The sequence below is a fragment of the Paraburkholderia tropica genome, from assembly GCF_014171495.1.
Taxonomy (GTDB): Bacteria; Pseudomonadota; Gammaproteobacteria; order Burkholderiales; family Burkholderiaceae; genus Paraburkholderia; species Paraburkholderia tropica.
The window spans coordinates 1,177,622-1,200,826 of the sequence record NZ_CP049134.1; the positions used below are offsets into that span (position 1 = coordinate 1,177,622).

A 23,205-nucleotide genomic window follows, 5' to 3' on the forward strand; every position below is an offset into this window, starting at 1 on the left:
CAGCGACGGGTTCAGCGACGTCTTCAGCGAATCACTTTGCCCGGATTCATCAGATCGAGCGGATCGAGCGCGTGCTTGATCGCGCGCATCATCGCCATTTCGACTTCGCTCTTGTAGTGCGCGTTTTCGTCGACTTTCAACTGGCCGAGGCCGTGTTCCGCGCTGATCGTGCCGCGATGACGCGCGACGCTGTCGTAGACGATGCGGTTCAGCGTTTTCTCGTTTTCCGCAAGAAAGCGCTTCGGGTCGCCGCCCTCGGGCGCCTGCACGTTGTAGTGCAGATTGCCGTCGCCGAGATGGCCGAACGTGACCATGCGCGCGCCGGGCACCGTGCGGGCGATTTCGGCGTCGGTTTCCTCGATGAAGTGGCCGATGCGCGAAATCGGCACGCCGATATCGTGCTTCACGTTCAGCCCTTCCTGCGCCTGCGCGAGCGGAATGTGCTCGCGGATATTCCAGAACGCCTGCGACTGCGTGAGGTTTTCGGCGACCACGGCGTCGTCGACGAGACCTTGTTCGAGCGCCGCTTCCATCAGCTTCTCGAACAGCGCGCGGCCGTGTTCCTCGCTTTCGTTATCCGAGAGTTCGAGCAGCACGACCTGCGCGTGGCGCGCCTGGAACGGATAGCGCAGTTGCGGGAAGTGACGATTGACGAGCTGCATGCAGAAGTCCGACATCAGCTCGAAGCCGGTCAGCAGCGGGCCCGCGTAGCGCTGCGCGAGCGAGAGAAAGTCGAGCGCGGCGTGGGCCGAGCCGAGCGCCGCGAGCGCGGTGACGCGCGCCGCCGGTTGCGGATGCAGCTTCATGACCGCCGCCGTGATGATGCCGAGCGTGCCTTCCGCGCCGATGAACAGATCGCGCAGATCGTAGCCCGTGTTGTCCTTGCGCAGTCCGCGCAGGCCGTCCCAGAGTTCGCCTTGCGGCGTGACCACTTCGAGACCGAGACACAGCTCGCGCGTGTTGCCGTAGCGCAGCACGCCGGTGCCGCCTGCGTTGGTCGACAGATTGCCGCCGATCGTACAGCTGCCTTCCGCGGCGAGCGAGAGCGGGAACAGACGACCCGCGTCGGCGGCGCGCGCCTGCACTTCGGCGAGGATCACGCCCGCTTCGACGGTGATGGTGTTGTTGTGCGCGTCGATCTCGCGCACGCGATTCAGGCGGCGCAGGCTCAGGACCGCTTGCGCGCCGCTCGTGTCGGGCGTCGCGCCGCCTGCCAGGCCCGTGTTGCCGCCCTGCGGCACGATCGCGACGCGATGGGCGTGCGCGAGTTTCACGATGGCGGCGACTTCATCGGCGTTGGCCGGGCAGAGCACCGCGAACGCCGCGCCCTGATAGCGCTTGCGCCAGTCGGCGAGGTAGGGCGCGGTGTCGTGGGCGTCGGTGAGCACATGCTGCGCGCCGATGGCGGCAGCGCAGGCGTCGAGGAAGGCGGGCTGGGCGGAGGCGTGGGTGTCGGTCATGGTGAGTCGGGTGTCTCGGGCGGGCGCGTCGGCGGTGGCGGCGTGCGGGCGCTGTTGTTCGATGTCGGTTGGGCTTGTTCGGTGCGGATCGGTGCTGTTCGGGGCGGGTGCTTGCTGCGCGTGGCGTGATGTCGGCGCGGCGTGTCGGGACGGCCAAAAGGCTAGTTTGACACGTCGGACGCGCTGCCGGGCGCGGCGCGGGCAGTGTGCTTATCGAGGCTGCTTTGAGACTTTGTTGACGGCGCGCCAGATGTCGTCCCCAGTTGTCGCACCCAACTGTCGTACCCAGACGCGCAGCCTTATTGTGCCCCGCGTTTCGCGCGCCGCGCTGCCCGCTTGTAAGGCGCGACGTAAGCCAGCGCGCAGGCAAAGAAGCCGGTCGACAGCGCCACCTCGACCCAGCCGAGCAGATTGCCCGGCGCGGGATCGGTCATGCCGCGCACGATGCCTTCGGCGAAGTAGAGCAGCACCAGCATCGACGCCCATTGCAGCGTATAAAGCCGTCGCCGCAGCACGCCGGGCAGCGCGCAGGCGAGCGGCAGCGCTTTGAGCACGAGCGCGCTGCCGCCGGGGCGCAGCGGCGCGAGCCGCCATTCCCAGGCAAGGCAGAGCAGCGTGAGCGCGGCCAGCATCGCAAAGGCGCCGAGCGCGGCAAAGCGTCGGCCGGCGACGCGGCCCGGCGCGCCGATTGCTGCGAGATCGCTGGCAAAGGTTGATGTCGATTCCGGTCCGATGTCGCGCATCGGCACATCGTCGCGACGCGAATTGCCCGATGACGGTAAAGTGCGCGGCTCCGTGGCGGACGAGGCGGTGGAAGCAGCCTTGGCCGCATGGTCAGCGTTCGCTGGTTTGTCCGCTTCGTCCGCGCGATTCACGGCCGTTCGCCTTGAGCGAGCGCCAGCGCCGAACGTGCGAGCCGCACGCCCAGCGCGACCGCGAGCGCTTTTTCGTCGGCGCTCAGGCCGTGGTTGCGTCCGTCCGGGCGCGCGTGATGCGAGGCGCCGTAAGGCGTGCCGCCGCCTTCGGTCGAGGCGAGCGCGCTTTCGGTGTAGGGAATGCCCACCAGCAGCATGCCGTGATGCAGCAGCGGCAGCATCATCGAGAGCAGCGTGCTTTCCTGGCCGCCGTGCAGGCTGCCGGTGGAGGTGAACACGCAGCCAGGCTTGCCCGCGAGCGCGCCCGCGAGCCACTGCGGCGTGGTGCCGTCGAGAAAATACTTGAGCGGCGCGGCCATGTTGCCGAAGCGCGTGGGCGAGCCGAGCGCGAGGCCGGCGCATTCCTCGAGGTCGCGCAGCTCCGCGTAGGGCGGGCCGTCGTCGGGAATGTCGGGCGCAGTGGCTTCGCAGACCGTGGACACGGGCGGGACCGTGCGCACGCGCGACTCGGCGCCCGGCACGCTGTCGATGCCCTGGGCGATGGCGCGCGCGAGTTCGCGCGTGGCGCCATGGCGGCTGTAGTAGAGCACAAGAATCGGTTTCATCGGACCTCGTCGGTGGACGGGATATTATAGGGGTTGGGTTCGCCGCCGATGCGGCCCAACGGTTGATGCTTTCTCGTCAGACGCACCTCGTTAGACGCATCGTTTCAGCAGGGCAGGCCAATGGATGTGTTGTCGAAAGTCCGGATCGATCTCGATATCGTGAAGCGTCTCGCGCGCTTCGCGGCGCGGCGTAGTCGCGAGGATCGCATTCCCCAGGTTGCGGGCAGCCTCACGTTCACGACGATGCTCTCGCTCGTGCCGCTCGCCACCGTGGCGTTCGCGCTGTTTACGGCGTTTCCCATCTTCGCGTCGTTCCAGAATTCCCTTCAGGGTTTTCTCGCCGACCACCTGATGCCGGCGCAGATCAATAGTCAGATCTTCAAATACCTGAACCAGTTCGCGTCGAAGGCCAAGGGCCTCACGACCATGGGCATGATCGTGCTATTCGTGACCTCCGTCATGACGATGATGACGGTCGAATCGGCCTTCAATCTGATCTGGCGCGTGCGCAAGGCGCGCCCGTTCGCGCAGCGCGTGCTGGTGTACTGGGCGATTCTCACGCTCGGGCCGATCCTGATTGGCGTGAGTCTGTCGATTTCGTCGTATCTGTTCACGCGCTCGCTCGCGATTGCCACCGAGCAGCATGTCTCGATGGTGTTCGACTGGCTGCTGATCAGCGCCTCGCTGCCGCTGACGGCGCTCGCGTTCACGATGCTCTATGTCTATCTGCCGAATTGCCGCGTGCAGTGGCGCGACGCGTTGGTGGGCGGCGTGGCGGCGGCGATTGCGTTCGAGCTGGCCAAGCGCGGCTTCGGTTATTACGTGCGCCGCATTCCCACTTATACGGCGGTGTACGGCGCGTTCGCGGCGGCGCCGATGTTCCTGCTCTGGATGTATCTGAGCTGGTTCATCACGCTGGTGGGCGCGATGATTACCTCGGCGTTGCCGGAAATCCGCACCGGGCGCTTCAACCGTCCGCGCTTTCCGGGTAGCGATCTGCTCGACGCGCTCGAATTGCTGGCGGGCCTCGCGGAAACGCGCGACGCCGGCCGTCCCGGCATGACCGGCGAGCAACTCGCGCAACTGCTGCGCCGCGACCTCGCGACGGTGACACGGCTTATAGCCGGTCTCGAAGACGACGAACTGATCGCCCGGCTGGAAATGGACGGCGCGAAGCCGCATTACGTGCTGATCGCGAATCCCGCGCGCATTTCCGTGGAGCGGATTTTCGGGCGTTTCGTGATCGACCGCGAGGAACTGGCGTATCAGCTCAAGTCGAGCGATATCGATTCGCATACGCTGCTGGCCGCGCTGGAAAACGACAAGCTGTCGATCTCGCTGGCTTCCTTGCTGGCCGCGCGCCGCGAACTCGCGCGGCTGGCGGAGGCGGGCGACTCCCCCCTGCGCTGCCGCATCCTGCGGGTTGAGGCGGGCAAGCGGCGCGAACGGCCGCTTGCATTGGGCACTGGCCGCGTCGGCTAGAGCGAAATCTTTCCGCGGCAGATATCCGAAAACATGACCCAATCGCCCATCAGGCTATAGATGGGATGGCGGAACGTGGCGGGGCGGTTCTTCTCGAACACGAAATGCCCGACCCACGCGAAGCCGTAACCGCACACGACGGCGGCGGGCAGCCAGAGCCAGTTACCGGTGGCGATGGCCATGGCGACGCAGCCGATCACCCCCAGCGAGCCGACGAAATGCAGGCGCCGCGACATGAGGTTGCTGTGCTCGCTCAGGTAAAACGGATAGAACTGCGCGAAATTCGCGAAGTGTTGCTCGGTGTGGGTGGCGTGGCTCATTGTCTCCTCCGTTGCGCTTCCGGCTTGACCGGCGAGCGCTTGAGGGCCGAGGCGCAAGGTGCGCGCCCGAAAGCCGCCTCGCTGTGCGGCCAGAAACCATTCTGCGGCGAATCGAACGACCGTGCAACCCGGACAAACGGCAGGTGATGCGTGGCGGGTTGGCGCGCGTCCGGCGGCAGCGTTTCACATGCTTGTATGCCCGCTGCTCAGCCGTTTCCGACCCTTGGCGCGGCGAAGCGATAGAGTGCGTCGAGCGTGGCGTCGGGCTGCTCCGTCATCAGCGCGTGTCCGGCGTCGAGCGCGACGGTGTCCACTTCACGCGCCTGAGTCAACGCGTCAGCGATGGCGCGGGCGGCACGCGGCGGCGTCATGGCGTCGCGCTGTCCAACGATCAGCCGCACCGGGCAGCGCACTTCGGCGGCGCTGGTCAGGCCGTTTGCGTACGCGTTGCAGGCAGCGAAGTCGGAGTGAAAAAGCTGCGGCTCGCCGTGCGCGGACACACGCTCCATCAGCCGCTGGTTCATGCCGCGCAGCCATGCGCCCGGGCCGGGGCTCGACGGCTTGGCCGCGAGCGTGGAATGCGACCACGCGTTGACGAGCGCAATGGCTTCGTCCTCGCGCTCGCGGGCCGCTTCCAGCAGCGCGGGCGATACCGCCATCGGGAAGGCCGTGGCGAGCAGCGCGATGCACGCGGCCCGGGCCGGATAACGCGCCGCGAATTCGAGCGTGACGAGCGAACCCATGCTGTGGCCCGCGACGAAAATATCTTGCTTGTCGGCCGGGCACACCGCGTCGAGCAGCGCGGCCAGCCAGTCGGCCAGCGCGCCGATGCTCTTGAGCGCCGGACCCGCGCTGCGCATATGGCCGGGCAGATCGACGGCCAGCACGCTGAAGCTGTGATGCGCGAAATAGCGCGATTGCAGCGCCCAGACGCTGTGATCGTGCTGCGCGCCGTGCACGAAAACGGCGATGGGCCGTTGGGGATCGAACGCCCGCCCGCCCGTGTAGGCGTAAGCCGCTTTGCCCGCGACATCGACGATCATGACACCTCCTTGCGCGCGGCCGCGCCGGTTTTGGCCGGCGCTTTCTGCGAAATCTTGAGCGCTCGCTTGAGGTCGTCGATCAGATCGTCGGGGTCTTCCAGACCGATCGACAGACGGATCGTGCCCGCGCCGATGCCCGCCGCGGCAAGCGCCGCCTCGTCCATGCGGAAATGCGTGGTGGAGGCGGGATGGATCACGAGCGAGCGCGCGTCGCCGACATTCGCGAGGTGCGAGAACAGCGCGAGCGATTCGATGAACCGCTTGCCCGCGTCGCGGCCGCCCGCGAGGTCGAAGCTGAACACCGCGCCCGCGCCGCGCGGCAGCAGCCGCCGGGCGAGCGCGTGGTCGGGATGGTCCGGCAGTTCCGGATAGGCGACCGTCTCCACCGCGTCGTGCGAGTCGAGAAACTCGACCACGCGCCGTGCGTTGGCCACATGCCGTTCCATGCGCAGCGGCAGCGTTTCGATCCCTTGCAGCAACTGCCACGCAGCTTGCGGATGCAGACAGGCGCCGAAGTCGCGCAAGCCTTCGCGGCGCGCGCGCAGCAACAAGGGCGCGACGCTGCTTTCCTCGCTGAACACCATGCCGTGAAAGCCCGCGTAGGGTTCCGTGAATTCGGGAAAGCGCCCCGACGCCTCGAAGTCGAAGGTGCCGCCGTCCACCAGCACGCCGCCGATGGTCGTGCCGTGGCCGCCGAGAAACTTGGTGGCCGAGTGATAGACGAAATCCGCGCCATGATCGAACGGGCGCAGCAGATACGGCGTGGTGAAGGTGGAGTCGACGAGCAGCGGCACGCGATGGTCATGTGCGATCTGCGCGACGGCGGCGATGTCGAGCACATCGAGGCCGGGATTACCAAGCGTTTCGCCAAACAGCAGACGCGTGTTGGGCCGCAACGCCGCGCGCCAGGCGTCGAGATCGCCCGGTTTCACGAAGGTGGTCTCGATGCCGAAGCGGCGCAGCGTGTAGTCGAGCAGGTTGTGCGAGCCGCCATAGAGCGCCGCCGACGCGACAATATGCGCACCCGCGCCCATCAGCGTGGCGATCGCCAGATGCAGCGCCGCCTGGCCACTGGCGGTGCCAATCGCGCCGGCGCCGCCTTCGAGCGCCGCGACGCGTTCCTCGAACACGGCGACCGTGGGATTCGAGATGCGCGAGTACACATGGCCCGCGCGCTCCATGTTGAAGAGCGCGGCGGCGTGGTCGGTATCGCGGAACGAAAACGACGTGGTCTGATAAATCGGCGTGGCGCGCGCGCCGGTGACGGGGTCGGGGGCGGCGCCGGCATGCAGCGCGAGCGTGTCGAAGCGGGGATCGGACATTCTGGCAGCACGGCCGGCGCGAACCGGCGACGGGTGAAAGGTGAGGGCATCGTATCACCGGCCCGGGCGTGCGGGGACGCATCGGAAACCCGCGTCGGCGACTGTGAGAACGCCTGAAAGCGCCGCCAGACGGGCCCTGCGCGCCGCTGCCTCCTGGCCGGACGGCATACGGCGAACAGACGATGGCAAGGCGCGAAAAGCCCGGCCTCATCGGCAAAAATACGTCGGCGAAAAGCATTTCAGGGCCGATTCATAGGGGTTTCGGGCCGATCGGCGCGCCGTCCCGCGACTTTTCTTTTGCCTCCCTTTCCGCTAGGATCGAAAACAGGTAGGTATCTTTTCAGCATCTCCCCCACGATTTGACGGTTTTTCCGTCGACCTTTTTGCCAGGGACCCGAGTCGGACGCGCCCGGGCCCGCACAGGAGACACATCATGCGTGTGAGCGATATTCTCAAGGTCAAGGGCAATACGCTCTACACCGTCACGCCCGACACGTCGCTGCACGAAGCAGTGAACACCATGGCCGAACACGACATCGGCTCGCTCGTCGTCATGGAGTACGGCGATCTGGTCGGCATGCTCACGTTCCGCGAGATCATCATGACGCTGCGTACGAATGGCGGCAGCGTCGGCACCAGCACGATCCGCAAGGTCATGGACGACCATCCCATTACCTGCACGCCTGAAACCGAAGTGGACGAAGTGCGCCGCATGATGCTCGAGCATCACGTGCGTTACCTGCCGGTCATGGAAAGCCGTTCGCTGATGGGCGTGATTTCGTTCTACGACGTGGCGAAGGCGGTGGTCGAGGCCCAAGGCTTCGAAAACAAGCTGCTCAAGGCCTATATTCGCGACTGGCCGGAAGAGGAACGTCAGCCGGCGCGTTGAAACGCGCGAGCCCGTCCGAACCAGCATCAAAAAGCGCGCGTCAAGCGCGCTTTTTCACGTCTGGCGCTCGACTCTGACAGCATAAATCCCACTCAATGAACGAACGTTCCTTGCCTGCGACGGAAACCACCGACCGCGCGGCGACCGCCCACGCTTCGCAGTTCGCGCTGCTGCGCCAGCGCCGTTTCGCACCGTTTTTCTGGACGCAATTCCTCGGCGCGATGAACGACAACGTGTTCAAGATCGGCTTCACGTCGCTCGTCACGTATCAGGCGGCGCGCTTTTCCGGCGTCGATCCGAAGACCGTCGCGTTCCTGATTTCGGCGATTTTCATCGTGCCGTTCGTGCTGTTTTCCGCGACATCGGGCCAGATCGCCGACAAGTACGACAAGGCCGTGCTCACGCGCTGGGTCAAGACTTTCGAGATCGCGGTGATGCTGGTCGGCGCGGCGGGTTTCTGGATGCACAGCGCGCCGCTGCTGTATGTCTGCACGTTTCTGATGGGCGTGCATTCGACCGTGTTCGGGCCGGTCAAGTACGCGTATCTGCCGCAGAATCTGGGCGACGACGAACTCGTTGGCGGCAATGGGCTCGTCGAAATGGGCACGTTCGTGGCGATTCTGATCGGTACGATCATGGGCGGAATTGCCGCGGGCATCGGCGCGAGCGATGCGCCTCGCGCCGCCGTCACGGTTACGCAAGCCGCCATGCAGAGCGCCACGCCCGCGGGCGCCTGGTGGCTGGGCGGCATGTGCATCGCGATTGCGCTGATCGGGCGCGTGGCCTCGTCGTTCGTGCCGCCGTGCGCGCCGTCGCAGCCCGGGCTGCGTATCAACTGGAATCCGTTCTCGGAAACCTGGCGCAATCTGCGGCTCGCGCACGGCAATCGCACGGTTTTCCTGAGCCTGCTCGGCATTTCGTGGCTGTGGTTCGTGGGCGCGACCTTTCTGGCGTCGTTCTTCAATTTCGCGAAGGACGTGCTGTTCGCCGATGCCGATGTCGTCACCGTGCTGCTCGCGATGTTCTCGCTGGGGATCGGTTTCGGCTCGCTGCTGTGCGAAAAGCTGTCGCGGCGACGCATCGAGATCGGGCTCGTGCCGCTCGGCTCGATCGGCATGAGCGTGTTCGGCATCGACCTGTTCTTTGCGAGTCACGCGCTGCCCGCCGCGCCGCATTTGCTGTCGGTCGGCGAATTCCTCAGTCTGCCCGCGCACTGGCGCGTGCTCGCGGACCTGTTCCTGCTCGCCATGTTCGGCGGTTTCTATAGCGTGCCGCTCTACGCGCTGATCCAGAGCCGCAGCGAACCGAGCCACCGCGCACGCATCATCGCCGCGAACAACATCCTGAACTCGCTGTTCATGATCGTTTCGGCGCTGATGGCGATGGGGCTCACGGCAGCGGGCGTCGGCATTCCGGGCATTTTTCTGACGACGGCGCTGCTCAATATCGTCGTCGCCGCATACATCTACGGGCTGGTGCCCGAGTTTCTGCTGCGTTTTGTCGCGTGGGTGCTCGTGCACACGATCTATCGCGTGCGCCTCGTGCATGCGGAGCGTATTCCCGCAGAAGGTCCGGCGGTACTGGTCTGCAATCACGTGAGCTATGTCGATGCGGTCGTGATCATGGCCGAAAGTCCGCGTCCGATCCGTTTCGTGATGGATCACCGGATTTTCCGTTCGCCGCTGCTCGGTTGGCTGTTCCGTCACGCGAGGGCAATTCCGATCGCGCCGGCGCACGAAGACGCGACGCTGCTTGCGAAAGCGTACGACACCTGCGCTCAGGCGCTCGCCGAGGGCGATCTGGTCTGCATTTTCCCCGAAGGCAAGCTGACGAAAACCGGCGACATGAATCCGTTCCGCCACGGTGTGACGGAAATCCTCAAGCGCACACCCGCGCCCGTGGTGCCGATGGCGCTGCGCGGCCTGTGGGGCAGCGCGTTTTCGCGGCATGCGGCGTCGGGCCAGGAGCGGCCGGTACGGCGCGGGCTGACGAGCCGGCTCACGCTGGCGGTGGGCGAGCCGATCGCGCCCGCCGACGTGACTGTCGACGGTTTGCAGGAGATCGTGGCGGAGTTGCGCGGCGCGCGCCGCTAGCGGGTTGTGCGCGCGGCGTGTGCGCGTGGGGCGAGGCAAGCCGGGCGGCCCGCCGCGCGGACTGGCATAATGTCGGATTCCCCGATTCACTTTGGACGACCGCCATGTCCGGCAACACGCTCGGTACGCTTTTCACCGTCACCACCTTCGGCGAATCCCACGGCCCGGCCATCGGCTGCGTCATTGACGGCTGCCCGCCCGGCATGGCGCTCACCGAAGCCGACATCCAGATCGATCTGGACCGCCGCCGTCCCGGCACGTCGCGTCACGTCACGCAGCGCCAGGAAGCCGATCAGGTCGAAATTCTCTCCGGCGTGTTCGAAGGCCGCACGACGGGCACGCCCATCGCGCTGCTGATCCGCAACACGGACCAGCGCAGCAAGGACTACGGCAATATCGTCGAGACCTTCCGGCCGGGCCACGCCGACTACACCTACTGGCAGAAGTACGGCATTCGCGACTATCGCGGCGGCGGCCGTTCGTCGGCGCGTCTGACGGCGCCGACGGTCGCGGCGGGCGCGGTCGCGAAGAAGTGGCTGCGCGAGCGATTCGGCGTGGAAGTGCGCGGCTACATGAGCGCGCTCGGCGAGATCGCGGTGCCGTTCGTCGACTGGCAGCATGTGCACGAGAATCCGTTCTTCGCGCCGAACGCCGACGTCGTGCCGCAGCTTGAGGACTACATGGACGCGCTGCGCAAGGACGGCGACTCGATCGGCGCGCGCATCAACGTGGTGGCGAGCGGCGTGCCGGTGGGCTGGGGCGAACCGCTGTTCGACCGCCTCGACGCCGACATCGCGCACGCCATGATGGGCATCAACGCGGTGAAGGGCGTGGAGATCGGCGCGGGCTTCGCGAGCGTCGCGCAACGCGGCTCGACGCACGGCGACGAACTCACGCCGAACGGTTTCCACGGCAATCACGCGGGCGGCGTGCTCGGCGGCATTTCGACCGGCCAGGACATCACCGTGTCGATCGCCATCAAGCCGACGTCGAGCATCCGCACGCCGCGCCGTTCGATCGACAAAGCCGGCGAGCCCGCGGTCGTCGAAACCTTCGGCCGCCACGATCCGTGCGTGGGCATTCGCGCGACGCCGATCGCCGAAGCCATGCTCGCGCTCGTGCTGATCGACCACGCGATGCGTCATCGCGCCCAGAACGGCGACGTCGTGGTGACGACGCCGAAGATCGCGGCCAGCGACGAGTGATTCGTTGCGTGCGCATGCAGTGCGCCGGGTGCTTTCGGCGCCGCAATAAAAAAAACCGCTCCGAGGAGCGGTTTTTTTATGCCTGTGATCGGGCTTACATATTCGGATAATTCGGCCCGCCGCCACCTTCCGGCGTGACCCAGACGATGTTCTGCGTCGGGTCCTTGATATCGCAGGTCTTGCAGTGCACGCAGTTCTGCGCGTTGATCTGCAGACGGTCGCTGCCGTCGTCGTTCTTCACGAACTCGTAGACCGCCGCCGGACAGAAGCGCGCTTCCGGACCCGCATACGTGCGCAGATTCACATCGACCGGCACCTTCGCATCTTTGAGCGTCAGATGCGCGGGCTGATTCTCTTCGTGATTCGTGTTCGAAATAAACACAGAAGAAAGACGATCGAACGTGAGCTTGCCATCCGGTTTCGGATACTCGATCGGCTTGCACTGCGACGCCGGACGCAGCATCTCGTTGTCGCGATGCTGATGATGCAGCGTCCACGGCACATTGCCGCCCATCAGCTTCTGCTCGAGCCCGACCATCAGCGTGCCGAGGTAGAGGCCCTTGCTCATCCACTGCTTGAAATTGCGCGCCTTGTACAGTTCCGTGTAGAGCCACGACTGCTTGAACGCTTCCGGATACGCCGTCAGTTCATCGCTCGTGCGACCGGCCTGCACCGCGTCGAACGCCGCTTCCGCCGCGAGCATGCCGGTCTTGATCGCCGCGTGACTGCCCTTGATGCGCGCCGCGTTCAAAAAGCCCGCGTCGTCGCCGACGAGCGCGCCGCCCGGAAACACGAGCTTCGGCAGCGACATCAAACCGCCTGCGGTCATGGCGCGCGCGCCATACGAAACACGCTTGCCGCCTTCGAGATATTTGCGGATCGCCGGATGCGTCTTGTAACGCTGGAATTCCTCGAACGGCGACAGATACGGATTCGTATAAGCGAGGCCGACGACGAAACCCACCATCACCTGGTTGTTGTCGATGTGATAGAGGAACGAGCCGCCGTACGTATCGTTTTCGAGCGGCCAGCCGGCGGTGTGAATCACGAGACCCGGCTGATGCTTCGCGGGATCGATTTCCCACAGTTCCTTGATGCCGATGCCGTAGACCTGCGGATCGGCGTCCTTGCCCAGCTTGAGTTTCTCGTTCAGTTGACGGCCCAGATGCCCGCGCGCGCCTTCGCAAAACAGCGTGTATTTCGCGTGCAGTTCCATGCCGAGCTGGAAATTCTCGGTGGGCTCGCCATCCTTGCCGATGCCCATGTTGCCCGTCGCGACGCCCTTGACCGAACCGTCCTCGTTGTAGAGCACTTCGGCGGCCGGGAAACCCGGGAAAATCTCGACGCCCAGCGCCTCGGCCTGCTGACCCAGCCAGCGCGTCACGTTCGCGAGGCTGATGACGTAATTGCCGTGATTCTTGAAGTTGTCCGGCAGCGCCCAGTTCGGCACAGCCTTAGCCCCGGTTTCGGAAAGAAAAAGGAACTTGTCCTCGGTCACGGGCACGTTCAGCGGCGCGCCCTGGGCTTTCCAGTCGGGAAAGAGTTCGTCGATTGCGCGCGGATCCATGACCGCGCCCGAGAGGATATGCGCCCCGATTTCCGAGCCTTTTTCCAGGACGCATACGCCGATTTCGACGCCTTTTTCCGCTGCGAGCTGCTTCAGGCGGATGGCCGCGGACAGCCCGGCCGGGCCGCCGCCGACGACCACGACGTCGTATTCCATCGACTCGCGTGGGCCGTATTGCTCCAAAAGACTTGCGGGGGTCATTAAAGCTCCTCTTGCCATTAGAATGCTTTTTTCGGGTTCGTATTGTCGGGGAACGCTCCGCGAGCCGCAACCCAATCAGCCTACATTAGCACGACCGTTCTATTTTATGCCAGAATGCCCGGCTCGCTGCCGCAGCGGCATTCCGGCACTTATTCACCCCTGAACAGGAAGCGAAAATGGGCCGTTCGATCAATCTGGAAGGCAAGGTGGCGATGATCACCGGCGCGTCGAGCGGACTCGGCAAGCGCTTCGCGCAGGTGCTCTCGCAGGCAGGGGCGAAAGTCGTGCTGGCGAGCCGCAGGGTGGAGCGGCTCAAGGAACTGCGCGCGGAAATCGAAGCCGACGGCGGTGCCGCCCATGTGGTTTCGCTCGATGTGACGGACTACCAGAGCATTCGATCGGCGGTCGCGCACGCGGAAACCGAAGCCGGAACCATCGACATCCTCGTCAACAACTCGGGCGTTTCCACCACGCAAAAGCTCGTCGACGTCACGCCCGCCGATTTCGAGTACGTGTTCGACACCAACACGCGCGGCGCCTTCTTCGTGGCGCAGGAAGTCGCCAAACGCATGATCATGCGCGGCAACGGCGGCGGTTCGAAACCGGCGTACCGCATCATCAACATTGCTTCGGTGGCGGGGCTGAGCGTGCTGCCGCAAATCGGCCTGTATTCCATCAGCAAGGCCGCCGTCGTGCACATGACGAAGGCGATGGCGCTCGAATGGGGTCGCCACGGCATCAACGTCAATGCGATCTGTCCCGGTTATATCGACACCGAAATCAACCATCACCACTGGTCGACGGAGCAGGGGCAAAAGTTGATTTCGATGCTGCCGCGCCATCGCGTGGGCACGCCCGCCGACCTCGACGGCTTGCTGCTGCTGCTCGCAGCCGACGAGTCCGCGTTCATGAACGGCTCGATCATTACCGCCGACGACGGCTTCGGCCTGACCTGAGCGCTTTCCCATTTTCCGCGCGGGTGGCGATGTCGCTGCGCTGATGCGTCGCGGATCGTACACTCGCGTTTTTGCGTAACCCGAAGTCGAAGTGCAATGAGCGATTACCACCCCGTATTTGAAATGACCATGCCGATCCGTTGGGGCGACATGGATGCTTTCGGCCATGTGAACAACACGGTCTACTTCCGCTACATGGAACAGGTGCGGATTTCCTGGTTCGAACAGCTCGGCGTTGCCGGCGAGAGCCGCGAGGGCGGCAACCGTCAGGGGCCGGTCATCGTCAACGCCTCGATGGAATTCCTGAAGCAGCTCCACTATCCCGGCGACATTGTCTGCACGATGACCGTGGGCCAGCCAGGACGCAGCAGCTTCGACACCGGTTTCGAACTGCGCCGCGTGGACGAGCCCGACACGCTCTACGCGCGCGGCAACGCGCGCTGCGTGTGGATCGACTACGAAGCGGGCAAGTCGGTGCCGATTCCCGACCATCTGCGTGCCACCATCGAGAACGCGCCGCTCGTCAAGGCGCGCTGACGCGTTGCGTTGATACGCTCCGCCGCGCGGGCGCGTCTCCTGCGTCCGCCGCCGTTTCTCCGCTGCCCCCTCCGCTCAATGCCCGAGCAGCCGCTGCAGCAGTTCCGTGGCGTTGCCGGTGTCGTACTTGCGCATCAGCCGCGCGCGATAAACATCCACCGTGCGCGAGCTGATGTCGAGAATTCTCCCGATCTGCTTGCTCGTCTTGCCCGTGACCAGTTGCGCCGCGATTTCGCGCTCGCGCGGCGTAAGCTCGACGGCGACACGGCGCGTGGCGCTCAAATCCTCGAATGTCCAGACGCCGGCCGCGTGCGGCGCCTGCCGGTCGAGCGAGCGGCCCGTGACGTGGCACCAGAACAGTTCGCCATTGGCGCGTTTCATGATGCGGTCGTCGGCATAGCTGCCTTGCGCGGTCATGATGGGCGGGATGCGCTCGCCGATGCGCTCGAACTCGTCCGCCGACGGATACAGCACCAGGAACGACTGGCCGACGAGCGCCTCGCGCGGACAGCGAAAGATCGCGCAAAGCGCCTCGTTGCAGTCTTCGATGATGCGCTCGCGCGCGAGCACGAGCCCGATGGGCGCGAGGTGAAACGCGGTCCGGTAATCGATCGCGGCGGGGGCTGCGGAGGGGGACGTGGCAGGTTCGGGCATGGCGTGCGATACGGGAATGGCTTTATGTAGTTTTGCGTATTGTGCCGCAACGCCCGCCCAGCGTACGCTTCACAACCATCGGAGGGCCGGGTGGCAAGGCTGTCGGATTCACGGCAACGCCACTCGCGGATGACTAGAATGGGGCATCCGGGCGCGCATTGCGCCCGCGTGCCGGGCAGAACGAACAGAAACAACGCAAAACGTAGCGACGAATTTCCATTCGAGGAAGGGACACACTGATGAACAAGGTCTATGGAAGCGCGACTGCCGCGCTCGAAGGCATCGTCAAGGACGGCCAGACGTTTGCGGTCGGCGGCTTCGGGCTGTGCGGCATTCCCGAGGCGCTGATCGGCGCGCTGCGCGATTCGGGCGTGAAGGGCATCACCTGCATCAGCAACAATGCGGGCGTGGACGGCTTCGGCCTGGGTCTGCTGCTGGAAACGCGCCAGATCAAGAAGATGATCTCGTCGTACGTGGGCGAGAACAAGGAATTCGAGCGCCAGTATCTGTCGGGCGAACTCGAACTCGAATTCACGCCGCAGGGCACGCTGGCCGAAAAGTTGCGCGCGGGCGGCGCGGGCATCCCGGCTTTCTTCACGAACACGGGCTACGGCACGCTGATCGCCGAGGGCAAGGAAACGCGCCAGTTCGGCGAGAACCACTACGTGCTCGAACATTCGCTGACGGCGGACGTCGCGCTTGTGAAGGCCTGGAAGGCCGACAAGTCGGGCAACCTCATTTATCGCCGCACGGCGCGCAACTTCAACCCGATGTGCGCGATGGCGGGCAAGATCACGGTCGTGGAAGTGGAAGAGATCGTCGAGAACGGCGAACTCGATCCGGACGCGATCCACACGCCGGGCATTTTCGTGCAGCGCCTCGTGCTCAACGCGAGCCCCGAAAAACGCATCGAACAACGCACCGTGCGCGCCGCGGCGAGCGCCTGAGGAGGGAGACGGATCATGGCATGGAATCGTGACGAAATGGCCGCGCGCGCGGCGAAGGAACTGCAGGACGGCTTCTACGTGAACCTCGGCATCGGCCTGCCGACGCTCGTGGCCAATCACGTGCCGGAAGGCGTGGAAGTGTGGTTGCAATCGGAAAACGGCCTGCTCGGCATCGGCCCGTTCCCGACCGAAGAACAGGTGGACGCCGACATGATCAACGCGGGCAAGCAGACGGTCACGACGCTGCCCGGGTCGTCGATTTTCTCGTCGGCGGACTCGTTCGCGATGATTCGCGGCGGCCACATCAATCTCGCGATCCTCGGCGCGATGCAGGTGAGCGAGAAGGGCGACCTGGCCAACTGGATGATCCCCGGCAAGATGATCAAGGGCATGGGCGGCGCAATGGACCTCGTGGCGGGCGTCAAGCGCGTGGTCGTGCTGATGGAGCACGTGGCCAAGGGCGACCAGCACAAGATTCTGGACAAATGCACGTTGCCGCTCACGGGTGTGGGCGTGGTCGACATCATCATTACCGACCTCGGCGTGATCGAGGTGACCGACGCCGGCCTGAAGGTGACGGAACTCGCCCCGGGCGTGACGGTGGACGAGATCAAGACCAAGACCGGCGCGCCGCTCGACGTGAGCGCGGTGGGTTGATCGCGGCGCGGTTTTCTCAGCGGAACTTTGCATGACGGTGGCGGGCGGGACTTCGGTCTCGCCCGTTTTCGTTTTGGACGATTCCATTCTTGCGCTTTTGCGCGTGCCTGAAACCTCGTCCGGATGGCATAGGCCGTTCGGCATGCGCGTCAGGCCGGCGACACACCGTCGGACGGAGCATCCGTCCGGGCGCGTGGAGGCAGCACGCCGGGGTGCGGCTCGTCGCGGCCGTCCATGCCGCCTGGCAAAGCCGTTTAGAATTCGTCCTGAGCCTTCGGGCACTTCCAGCGAGGACCCAGCGATGACCGAATCGTCAGCCGTGCCACGTCAGCAGTACGTTCAGTGCCTCAGCCCCTCGGGGCTGCACCGCGTCGCGTACACCGAGTGGGGCGATCCAGCGAATCCGCGCGTGCTTGTGTGCGTGCACGGCCTCACGCGTTCCAGCCGCGATTTCGATCGTCTCGCGGCGGCGCTATGCGGTACGTATCGCGTCGTGTGTCCGGACGTGGTGGGGCGCGGGTTGTCGTCGTGGCTCGTCGATCCGCGCGGCTATGGCGTCGCGCAGTATGTGGCCGACATGGTGACGCTGATCGCGCGCACGGGCGTGGAACAGGTCGACTGGTTCGGCACGTCGATGGGCGGTCTCATCGGGATGGCGCTCGCAGGCCTGCCCGACGCGCCCATCGGGCGCCTGCTGCTGAACGACATCGGCCCGCATATCGAACCGGCGTCGCTCGAGCGCATCGGCGAGTATGTCGGGCGCGACTCGCGCTTCGCAACGCTGCAGGAAGGGATCGACAACGCCGCGCTGCTGGCGTCGTCGTTCGGACCGCTCACGGCCGAGGAGTGGCGCGAGATCAACACGCCGCTGTTGCACGAAGTGGACGGTGGATGGCGCTATCGCTACGACCCGCGCATTTCCGAGGCGTTCAAGGGCGTGACGCCCGAGCAGAACGAGCAGGGCGAGCAGTTCCTGTGGCGCTCGCTGGCAGCGTTCAAGGGGCCGGTACTGAGCGTGCGCGGTGAACTGTCCGATCTGCTGTCGCGCGAAACGGTCGCGAAAATGGTCGAAAAGGGTCAGCACGTCGAGAGCGTCGAAATCGCGGGTGTCGGCCATGCGCCGGCCTTCCTCTCGCCCGACCAGATCGGCATCGCGCGCCGTTTCTTCGCCGGGGAGCCGGTCAGCGCGTCATAATATGAGATAGCCGTGCGCCGCCCGGAGCCGATCCGGCGCGCCCGGCACGTTCAACTTCAACAGGAATTTACATGGCAGTCATTCGTCACCACGTGGGTCCGCGCCTTTCGGAAACCGCTGTTTACAACGGTACGGTCTATCTCGCGGGTCAGATCGCCGAGGACACGAAGCAGGACATCGCTGGCCAGACGCGCGAAGTGCTGGGCCATATCGACCGCCTGCTGGGCGAAGCGAACAGCGACAAGACGCTGTTGCTGTCGGTGCAGATCTATATCGCCGACATGAAGGATTTCGCGGGCATGAACGCCGAGTGGGACAAGTGGGTTCCGCAGGGTGCCACGCCGCCGCGCGCGACGGTCGAAGCGAAGCTCGCCAATCCGGAATGCCTGATTGAAATCGTCGTGGTGGCCGCGCAGCGCGACTGAGTGCGCCGCGATCATCGCTTCGAAGATCGCTTCGCCAGGTGATTCCTCGCGTTTCGTATCGTCCGATTGACCGTATTACCGTAGTCATAAGCCCGTTCGGTACGCCGGCGGGCCCAGCCTCATGAGCAGCGACACCATCCCTACTGTCCCCGCCGATCCAGCCGGCTCTGCGGCGCAAGCCGCGCTGCCGTCGCTCGACGACGCGCTCGCGTTCGTGCGCGAGCACGCGGGCGACGCGCGCCTCTCGACGGGCGAACCCCTGATCGAGCACGCGCAGGGGACGGCGTCGATCCTCAGCCGCTTGAACGTCGATCCGCCGGCGGTGCTGGCTGCGGCGCTCTTCAACCTCGCGCCGCATCTCGACGACCCGGAACGCACGCTCGAAGCGCGCTTCGGCGCCGAAGTCGCCAAGTTGACTTTCGATGTGCGCAAGCTCCTGCGTCTGGGCTCGGTGAGTCAGCGTGCGGCCGCGCAGAATGCCGCGCCCGAGTCGGGCCGCGAAAGCCGCGACGCGCAGGCCGCGCGGCGCGCGCAGGTCGAGTCGTTGCGCAAGATGCTGCTGGCGTTCGCGCAGGACATCCGCGTGGTGCTGATCCGTCTCGCGTCGCGGCTGCAGTCGCTGCGCTACTACGCGGCGGCGAAGATCCAGCCCGCGCCCGAGGTGTCGCACGAAACGCTCGAGATCTACGCGCCGCTCGCCAACCGCCTCGGCATCTGGCAACTCAAGTGGGAACTCGAAGACCTCGCGTTCCGCTTCAAGGAGCCGGTCACGTACAAGCGCATTGCGAAGCTGCTCGACGAGAAGCGCGTCGAGCGCGAAAGCTATGTGTCCGAGGCGATCGCCCGGCTGGAACACGAACTGGCCGCCGCGCATATCGACGCCGAGGTGAGCGGGCGGCCCAAGCACATCTACAGCATCTGGAAGAAGATGCGTGGCAAGGAGATCGACTTCTCCGAGCTTTACGATGTGCGCGCTTTCCGTGTGATCGTGCGCGACATCAAGGATTGCTACACGGTGCTGGGCATCGTGCACAACCTCTGGCAGCCGGTGCCGCGCGAGTTTGACGACTACATCTCGCGTCCCAAGCCTAATGGGTATCGCTCGCTGCATACGGTTGTGGTCGGCGACGACGGGCGCGCCTTCGAAGTGCAGATCCGCACCCAGGAAATGCATCAGTTCGCGGAATACGGCGTGGCCGCGCACTGGCGCTACAAGGAAGCGGGCACGAAGGGCTACGGCGGCCAGTTCAGCGCGAGCAGCAGCTACGACGAGAAGATCGCCTGGCTGCGTCAGTTGCTCGCCTGGAAGGACGACGTCTCCGACGATCGCCAGCCGTGGGAAGAACTGCGTCAGGCCACGCTCGACGACGATCACATCTACGTGATGACGCCTCAGGCGCGCGTGATCGCGCTGCCGCAAGGCGCCACGCCGCTCGACTTCGCGTATCACCTGCATAGCGAGCTGGGCCATCGCTGCCGCGGCGCGCGCGTCGACGGCGCGATGGTGCCGCTCAACACGCAGTTGCAGAACGGCCAGACCGTCGAGATCGTGTCGGTGAAGGAGGGCGGCCCGTCGCGCGACTGGCTCAATCCTCAACTTGGCTATCTGCACAGCAACCGCGCGCGCCAGAAGGTGCGCGCGTGGTTCAACGCGATCGAGGCGCAGGAAAACATCGCGAATGGCCGCGCGATGGTCGAAAAAACGCTGCAGCGCGAAGGGCGCACGTCGGTCAATCTGGACCAGCTCGCCGCGAAGCTCGGCTTCAAGTCGACCGACGAATTCTTCAGCGTGGTCGGCAAGGAAGAGTTCAGCCTGCGCCACGTCGAGCATGCGCTGAGCGACGCGCCGGTCGCGGAGCCCGAAGAGGAAACGCCCGAACAGCTCACCAAGCGCGCAAGCGGCGCGAACGTCGCGCACGGCGGATCGTCGGGCGTGCTGGTCGTGGGCGTGGATGCGCTGCTCACGCAGCTCGCGCGCTGCTGCCGTCCCGCGCCGCCCGACGAAATCAGCGGTTTCGTCACGCGCGGCAAGGGCATGTCGATTCACCGCAGCGACTGCCCGACGTTCATCCGCATGGCGCGCCGTGCGCCCGAGCGCGTGCTGCAAACCACGTGGTCCGCCGACGTGATGGGCGGGCGCGGCCAGTCGGTCTATCCGGTCGACATCTCGATCGAGGCCACCGACCGGCAAGGCTTGCTGCGCGACATCTCCGAAGTGTTCGCGCGCGAGAAGATGAACGTGATCGGCGTGAAGACGCAGTCGCGTCGTAACGCGGCGTATATGCAGTTCACGGTCGAGGTGTCGAATTCGGCGCAGATCCAGCGCGCCTGCGTGGTGCTGGGCGAGGTGGCCGGTGTGGTGCGGGCGTCGCGGCGGAGTTGATCGGGGAGTTGATCCGCATTTGATCAATGGTTTTCACTGATTGCCCCGAGCGTGCCCGCTAATGCCGCAACGCAAAAAAAGCCCTTGCCAGCTCCGTGAAAACGTTATATAGTCTTGCTTCTTCAGGCTCGTAGCTCAGCTGGTTAGAGCACCACCTTGACATGGTGGGGGTCGTTGGTTCGAGTCCAATCGAGCCTACCAACGAAATCGAAGTTGCGGCAGGTGGTAGTTGCCGGGGCTTCAAGGCAGTACAAGCGCTCTGCGCTCAAGGCGAATACGGTTATGACATCGCGAACGTTTACCGAAACTACTTCGGAGCGACGCTAGTCGAGGACCTCTTTCGCCCTGCAATCTGGTTTGAAAAGTGAATGCGGCCCCTCGAAAGCGGGGCCGCATTTTTTTTCGCCGCGAGATTTGCGCGGGTCTGTTCCCACGAATACGATGTGCCGTCGAGGCACAGCTGGAGAAAAACATGGTTGCGATACGTCTGCCCGACGGTTCGGTTCGACAGTACGATCATCCCGTCACGGTCGCCGAAGTGGCGGCTTCGATTGGCGCCGGCCTCGCCAAAGCGGCGCTCGGCGGCAAGCTCGACGGTGAACTGGTCGACACGTCGACGCTGATCGATCACGACGCATCGCTGTCCATCGTCACCGACAAGGATGCCGACGGCCTCGACATCATCCGTCACTCCACCGCGCACTTGCTGGCGTATGCGGTCAAGGAGCTGTTCCCGGAAGCGCAGGTCACGATCGGACCGGTGATCGACAACGGTTTCTACTACGACTTCGCCTACAGCCGTCCCTTCACGCCCGAAGATCTGGAGAAGATCGAAAAGCGCATGCAGGAACTCGCGAAAAAGGACGAGCAGGTCACGCGCCGCGTCGTCTCGCGTGGCGACGCGGTCGATTACTTCAAGAGCATCGGCGAGAAGTACAAGGCCGAGATCATCGAGTCGATCCCGGGCGACCAGGACATCAAGCTGTATTCGCACGGCGGTTTCACCGACCTGTGCCGCGGTCCGCACGTGCCGTCGACGGGCAAGCTCAAGGTCTTCAAGCTCATGAAGGTTGCCGGCGCGTACTGGCGCGGCGACGCGAAGAACGAGCAACTGCAGCGCATCTACGGCACGGCCTGGACGAAGAAGGAAGATCAGGAACTCTATCTTCACAATCTCGAAGAGGCCGAAAAGCGCGACCACCGCAAGCTCGGCAAGCAGCTCGACCTGTTCCACATGCAGGACGAGTCGCCGGGCATGGTGTTCTGGCATCCGAAGGGCTGGACGCTCTGGCAGCAGGTCGAGCAGTACATGCGCGGCCGCCTGCGCGTGGCGGGCTACGACGAAATCAAGACGCCGATGATCATGGACCGCTCGCTGTGGGAAGCGTCGGGTCACTGGCAGAACTATCGTGAAAACATGTTCACGACGGAGTCGGAAAAGCGCGACTACGCGATCAAGCCGATGAACTGCCCGGGCCACGTCCAGGTGTTCAATCATGGTTTGCGTTCGTACCGCGATCTGCCGCTGCGTTACGCGGAATTCGGCTCGTGCCACCGCAACGAGGCGTCGGGCGCGCTGCACGGCCTGATGCGCGTGCGCGGTTTCGTCCAGGACGATGCGCACATCTTCTGTACGGAAGACCAGATCATCGCCGAGTCGATCGCCTTCAACACGCTCGCGATGAGCGTCTACAAGGATTTCGGGTTCGATCACATCGACATCAAGCTGTCGCTGCGCCCCGAGTCGCGCGCGGGCACGGATGAAATCTGGGATCGCGCCGAGCAAGGCCTGCGCGAAGCGCTGACGGCGTGCGGTCTGACGTGGGAAGAGCTGCCGGGCGAGGGCGCGTTCTACGGTCCGAAGGTCGAGTACCACATCAAGGATGCGCTTGGCCGTTCGTGGCAGTGCGGCACGCTGCAGCTCGACATGGTGCTGCCGGAGCGCCTCGGCGCCGAGTACGTGGCGGAAGACAACAGCCGCCGTCGCCCGATCATGTTGCACCGCGCCATCCTCGGTTCGATGGAGCGTTTCCTCGGTATTTTGATCGAGCACCATGCTGGTGCAATGCCGTCCTGGCTGGCTCCAATGCAGGTCGTTGTGATGAATATCGCGGAAAGTCAGGCCGAATATGCAGCAAATCTAGCCCAATCGTTGCAAAAACAAGGGGTTAGAGTGCAGGCGGATTTGCGCAATGAGAAAATTAGCTATAAAATACGCGAGCACACGCTTGAGAAGGTCCCGTACCTCCTGGTTGTCGGCGACAAAGAGCGTGAAGCACAAACGGTAGCCGTGCGTGCCCGTGGCGGTGTCGACCTGGGTGTCATGCCTGTCGACGCATTCGCTGAACGTCTGGCGCAGGACGTCAAGTCGTTCAAGTGAGCCACCTGG

The 23,205-nt window shown here is 64.8% G+C and carries 20 protein-coding genes and 1 tRNA gene; 13 read left to right on the forward strand and 8 right to left on the reverse strand.

Annotation, left to right across the window (positions count from 1 at the left end):
* Positions 1 to 23 precede the first annotated feature (23 nt).
* The 3 genes from G5S35_RS05320 to wrbA all read right to left on the reverse strand — a co-directional run bounded on the left by G5S35_RS05320 (position 24) and on the right by wrbA (position 2,940).
* Positions 24 to 1,460, reverse strand: a complete 1,437-nt coding sequence (locus tag G5S35_RS05320) for an FAD-binding oxidoreductase (protein WP_183038706.1) — start codon at positions 1,458 to 1,460, stop codon at positions 24 to 26.
* Positions 1,461 to 1,759: 299 nt separating this feature from the next.
* Complete coding sequence (locus tag G5S35_RS05325) at positions 1,760 to 2,092, reverse strand: DUF2069 domain-containing protein (protein ID WP_231957816.1); 333 nt, start codon at positions 2,090 to 2,092, stop codon at positions 1,760 to 1,762.
* Positions 2,093 to 2,331: 239 nt separating this feature from the next.
* Positions 2,332 to 2,940 carry an NAD(P)H:quinone oxidoreductase gene (gene wrbA / locus G5S35_RS05330; RefSeq protein WP_065065858.1) on the reverse strand — a complete coding sequence of 203 codons (609 nt, stop codon included), beginning with the start codon at positions 2,938 to 2,940 and terminating at the stop codon, positions 2,332 to 2,334.
* Between the two features lie 120 nt (positions 2,941 to 3,060).
* On the opposite strand from wrbA, the gene G5S35_RS05335 reads away from it, so the two are divergent.
* Positions 3,061 to 4,422 (forward strand): YihY family inner membrane protein, encoded by a 1,362-nt coding sequence (locus G5S35_RS05335; RefSeq protein ID WP_183038707.1) that lies wholly within the window; start codon positions 3,061 to 3,063, stop codon positions 4,420 to 4,422.
* Here the strand turns inward: G5S35_RS05335 and G5S35_RS05340 are convergent.
* The 3 genes from G5S35_RS05340 to G5S35_RS05350 all read right to left on the reverse strand — a co-directional run bounded on the left by G5S35_RS05340 (position 4,419) and on the right by G5S35_RS05350 (position 7,107).
* Positions 4,419 to 4,742, reverse strand: a complete 324-nt coding sequence (locus G5S35_RS05340; RefSeq protein WP_065065857.1) for an Mpo1-like protein — start codon at positions 4,740 to 4,742, stop codon at positions 4,419 to 4,421. The genes G5S35_RS05335 and G5S35_RS05340 overlap by 4 nt on opposite strands.
* A 206-nt stretch (positions 4,743 to 4,948) precedes the next feature.
* Positions 4,949 to 5,785: an alpha/beta fold hydrolase gene (locus tag G5S35_RS05345; protein ID WP_183038708.1), complete on the reverse strand. Its 837-nt coding sequence runs from the start codon at positions 5,783 to 5,785 to the stop codon at positions 4,949 to 4,951.
* On the reverse strand, positions 5,782 to 7,107 hold the full coding sequence (locus tag G5S35_RS05350; RefSeq protein ID WP_065065855.1) for an O-acetylhomoserine aminocarboxypropyltransferase: 1,326 nt from the start codon (positions 7,105 to 7,107) through the stop codon (positions 5,782 to 5,784). Before G5S35_RS05350 ends, G5S35_RS05345 begins: the two co-directional genes overlap by 4 nt.
* Before the next feature lie 433 nt (positions 7,108 to 7,540).
* On the opposite strand from G5S35_RS05350, the gene G5S35_RS05355 reads away from it, so the two are divergent.
* The 3 genes from G5S35_RS05355 to aroC all read left to right on the forward strand — a co-directional run bounded on the left by G5S35_RS05355 (position 7,541) and on the right by aroC (position 11,294).
* Complete coding sequence (locus tag G5S35_RS05355; RefSeq protein WP_065065854.1) at positions 7,541 to 7,996, forward strand: CBS domain-containing protein; 456 nt, start codon at positions 7,541 to 7,543, stop codon at positions 7,994 to 7,996.
* 95 nt (positions 7,997 to 8,091) lie between these two features.
* Positions 8,092 to 10,089 carry an MFS transporter gene (locus G5S35_RS05360; RefSeq protein WP_065065853.1) on the forward strand — a complete coding sequence of 666 codons (1,998 nt, stop codon included), beginning with the start codon at positions 8,092 to 8,094 and terminating at the stop codon, positions 10,087 to 10,089.
* 104 nt (positions 10,090 to 10,193) lie between these two features.
* Complete coding sequence (aroC, locus tag G5S35_RS05365; protein ID WP_065065852.1) at positions 10,194 to 11,294, forward strand: chorismate synthase; 1,101 nt, start codon at positions 10,194 to 10,196, stop codon at positions 11,292 to 11,294.
* Positions 11,295 to 11,388: 94 nt separating this feature from the next.
* Here the strand turns inward: aroC and G5S35_RS05370 are convergent, their stop codons facing one another.
* Positions 11,389 to 13,062, reverse strand: coding sequence for an electron transfer flavoprotein-ubiquinone oxidoreductase (locus G5S35_RS05370; protein WP_183038709.1), 1,674 nt, complete (start codon positions 13,060 to 13,062; stop codon positions 11,389 to 11,391).
* Positions 13,063 to 13,238: 176 nt separating this feature from the next.
* On the opposite strand from G5S35_RS05370, the gene G5S35_RS05375 reads away from it, so the two are divergent.
* Both G5S35_RS05375 and G5S35_RS05380 read left to right on the forward strand, forming a co-directional pair.
* Complete coding sequence (locus G5S35_RS05375; RefSeq protein ID WP_065060352.1) at positions 13,239 to 14,018, forward strand: SDR family oxidoreductase; 780 nt, start codon at positions 13,239 to 13,241, stop codon at positions 14,016 to 14,018.
* A gap of 96 nt (positions 14,019 to 14,114) precedes the next feature.
* Positions 14,115 to 14,555, forward strand: coding sequence for an acyl-CoA thioesterase (locus G5S35_RS05380; RefSeq protein ID WP_065060351.1), 441 nt, complete (start codon positions 14,115 to 14,117; stop codon positions 14,553 to 14,555).
* Between the two features lie 75 nt (positions 14,556 to 14,630).
* On the opposite strand, the gene G5S35_RS05385 is transcribed toward G5S35_RS05380, so the two are convergent.
* The gene (locus tag G5S35_RS05385) at positions 14,631 to 15,209 is read right to left on the reverse strand and encodes a LuxR C-terminal-related transcriptional regulator (RefSeq protein WP_183038710.1); all 579 of its coding nucleotides are present in this window, start codon (positions 15,207 to 15,209) and stop codon (positions 14,631 to 14,633) included.
* 239 nt (positions 15,210 to 15,448) lie between these two features.
* Between G5S35_RS05385 and G5S35_RS05390 the strand changes: the two genes are divergently transcribed.
* The 7 genes from G5S35_RS05390 (at position 15,449) to thrS (ending at position 23,196) form a co-directional block, all read left to right on the forward strand.
* Entirely contained in the window at positions 15,449 to 16,156 is a 708-nt protein-coding gene (locus G5S35_RS05390) for a CoA transferase subunit A (protein ID WP_183038711.1), read from the forward strand.
* A 15-nt stretch (positions 16,157 to 16,171) separates the two neighbouring features.
* Positions 16,172 to 16,813, forward strand: coding sequence for a CoA transferase subunit B (locus G5S35_RS05395; RefSeq protein ID WP_074987826.1), 642 nt, complete (start codon positions 16,172 to 16,174; stop codon positions 16,811 to 16,813).
* A 301-nt stretch (positions 16,814 to 17,114) separates the two neighbouring features.
* Entirely contained in the window at positions 17,115 to 18,008 is an 894-nt protein-coding gene (locus G5S35_RS05400; RefSeq protein ID WP_124261169.1) for an alpha/beta fold hydrolase, read from the forward strand.
* A gap of 71 nt (positions 18,009 to 18,079) precedes the next feature.
* Positions 18,080 to 18,433 carry a RidA family protein gene (locus tag G5S35_RS05405; RefSeq protein ID WP_065060346.1) on the forward strand — a complete coding sequence of 118 codons (354 nt, stop codon included), beginning with the start codon at positions 18,080 to 18,082 and terminating at the stop codon, positions 18,431 to 18,433.
* 121 nt (positions 18,434 to 18,554) lie between these two features.
* Positions 18,555 to 20,816: a RelA/SpoT family protein gene (locus tag G5S35_RS05410; RefSeq protein ID WP_074987824.1), complete on the forward strand. Its 2,262-nt coding sequence runs from the start codon at positions 18,555 to 18,557 to the stop codon at positions 20,814 to 20,816.
* Between the two features lie 124 nt (positions 20,817 to 20,940).
* Positions 20,941 to 21,017 (forward strand) — tRNA-Val (locus tag G5S35_RS05415).
* A gap of 271 nt (positions 21,018 to 21,288) precedes the next feature.
* A complete protein-coding gene (gene thrS, locus G5S35_RS05420; protein WP_065060344.1) occupies positions 21,289 to 23,196 on the forward strand; it encodes a threonine--tRNA ligase in 1,908 nt (635 codons plus the stop codon).
* Positions 23,197 to 23,205: the final 9 nt, after the last annotated feature.

What these genes read in the sequence shown, in the direction of transcription:
- wrbA (WP_065065858.1), bottom strand. Translation starts at nt 2,940, where the DNA reads ATGAAACCGATTCTTGTGCTCTACTACAGCCGCCATGGCGCCACGCGC.
- G5S35_RS05395 (WP_074987826.1), top strand. Translation starts at nt 16,172, where the DNA reads ATGGCATGGAATCGTGACGAAATGGCCGCGCGCGCGGCGAAGGAACTG.
- aroC (WP_065065852.1), top strand. Translation starts at nt 10,194, where the DNA reads ATGTCCGGCAACACGCTCGGTACGCTTTTCACCGTCACCACCTTCGGC.
- G5S35_RS05325 (WP_231957816.1), bottom strand. Translation starts at nt 2,092, where the DNA reads ATGCTGGCCGCGCTCACGCTGCTCTGCCTTGCCTGGGAATGGCGGCTC.
- G5S35_RS05405 (WP_065060346.1), top strand. Translation starts at nt 18,080, where the DNA reads ATGGCAGTCATTCGTCACCACGTGGGTCCGCGCCTTTCGGAAACCGCT.
- G5S35_RS05335 (WP_183038707.1), top strand. Translation starts at nt 3,061, where the DNA reads ATGGATGTGTTGTCGAAAGTCCGGATCGATCTCGATATCGTGAAGCGT.
- thrS (WP_065060344.1), top strand. Translation starts at nt 21,289, where the DNA reads ATGGTTGCGATACGTCTGCCCGACGGTTCGGTTCGACAGTACGATCAT.
- G5S35_RS05370 (WP_183038709.1), bottom strand. Translation starts at nt 13,062, where the DNA reads ATGACCCCCGCAAGTCTTTTGGAGCAATACGGCCCACGCGAGTCGATG.
- G5S35_RS05350 (WP_065065855.1), bottom strand. Translation starts at nt 7,107, where the DNA reads ATGTCCGATCCCCGCTTCGACACGCTCGCGCTGCATGCCGGCGCCGCC.
- G5S35_RS05355 (WP_065065854.1), top strand. Translation starts at nt 7,541, where the DNA reads ATGCGTGTGAGCGATATTCTCAAGGTCAAGGGCAATACGCTCTACACC.
- G5S35_RS05400 (WP_124261169.1), top strand. Translation starts at nt 17,115, where the DNA reads ATGACCGAATCGTCAGCCGTGCCACGTCAGCAGTACGTTCAGTGCCTC.
- G5S35_RS05390 (WP_183038711.1), top strand. Translation starts at nt 15,449, where the DNA reads ATGAACAAGGTCTATGGAAGCGCGACTGCCGCGCTCGAAGGCATCGTC.
- G5S35_RS05345 (WP_183038708.1), bottom strand. Translation starts at nt 5,785, where the DNA reads ATGATCGTCGATGTCGCGGGCAAAGCGGCTTACGCCTACACGGGCGGG.
- G5S35_RS05360 (WP_065065853.1), top strand. Translation starts at nt 8,092, where the DNA reads ATGAACGAACGTTCCTTGCCTGCGACGGAAACCACCGACCGCGCGGCG.
- G5S35_RS05375 (WP_065060352.1), top strand. Translation starts at nt 13,239, where the DNA reads ATGGGCCGTTCGATCAATCTGGAAGGCAAGGTGGCGATGATCACCGGC.
- G5S35_RS05380 (WP_065060351.1), top strand. Translation starts at nt 14,115, where the DNA reads ATGAGCGATTACCACCCCGTATTTGAAATGACCATGCCGATCCGTTGG.
- G5S35_RS05385 (WP_183038710.1), bottom strand. Translation starts at nt 15,209, where the DNA reads ATGCCCGAACCTGCCACGTCCCCCTCCGCAGCCCCCGCCGCGATCGAT.
- G5S35_RS05340 (WP_065065857.1), bottom strand. Translation starts at nt 4,742, where the DNA reads ATGAGCCACGCCACCCACACCGAGCAACACTTCGCGAATTTCGCGCAG.
- G5S35_RS05410 (WP_074987824.1), top strand. Translation starts at nt 18,555, where the DNA reads ATGAGCAGCGACACCATCCCTACTGTCCCCGCCGATCCAGCCGGCTCT.
- G5S35_RS05320 (WP_183038706.1), bottom strand. Translation starts at nt 1,460, where the DNA reads ATGACCGACACCCACGCCTCCGCCCAGCCCGCCTTCCTCGACGCCTGC.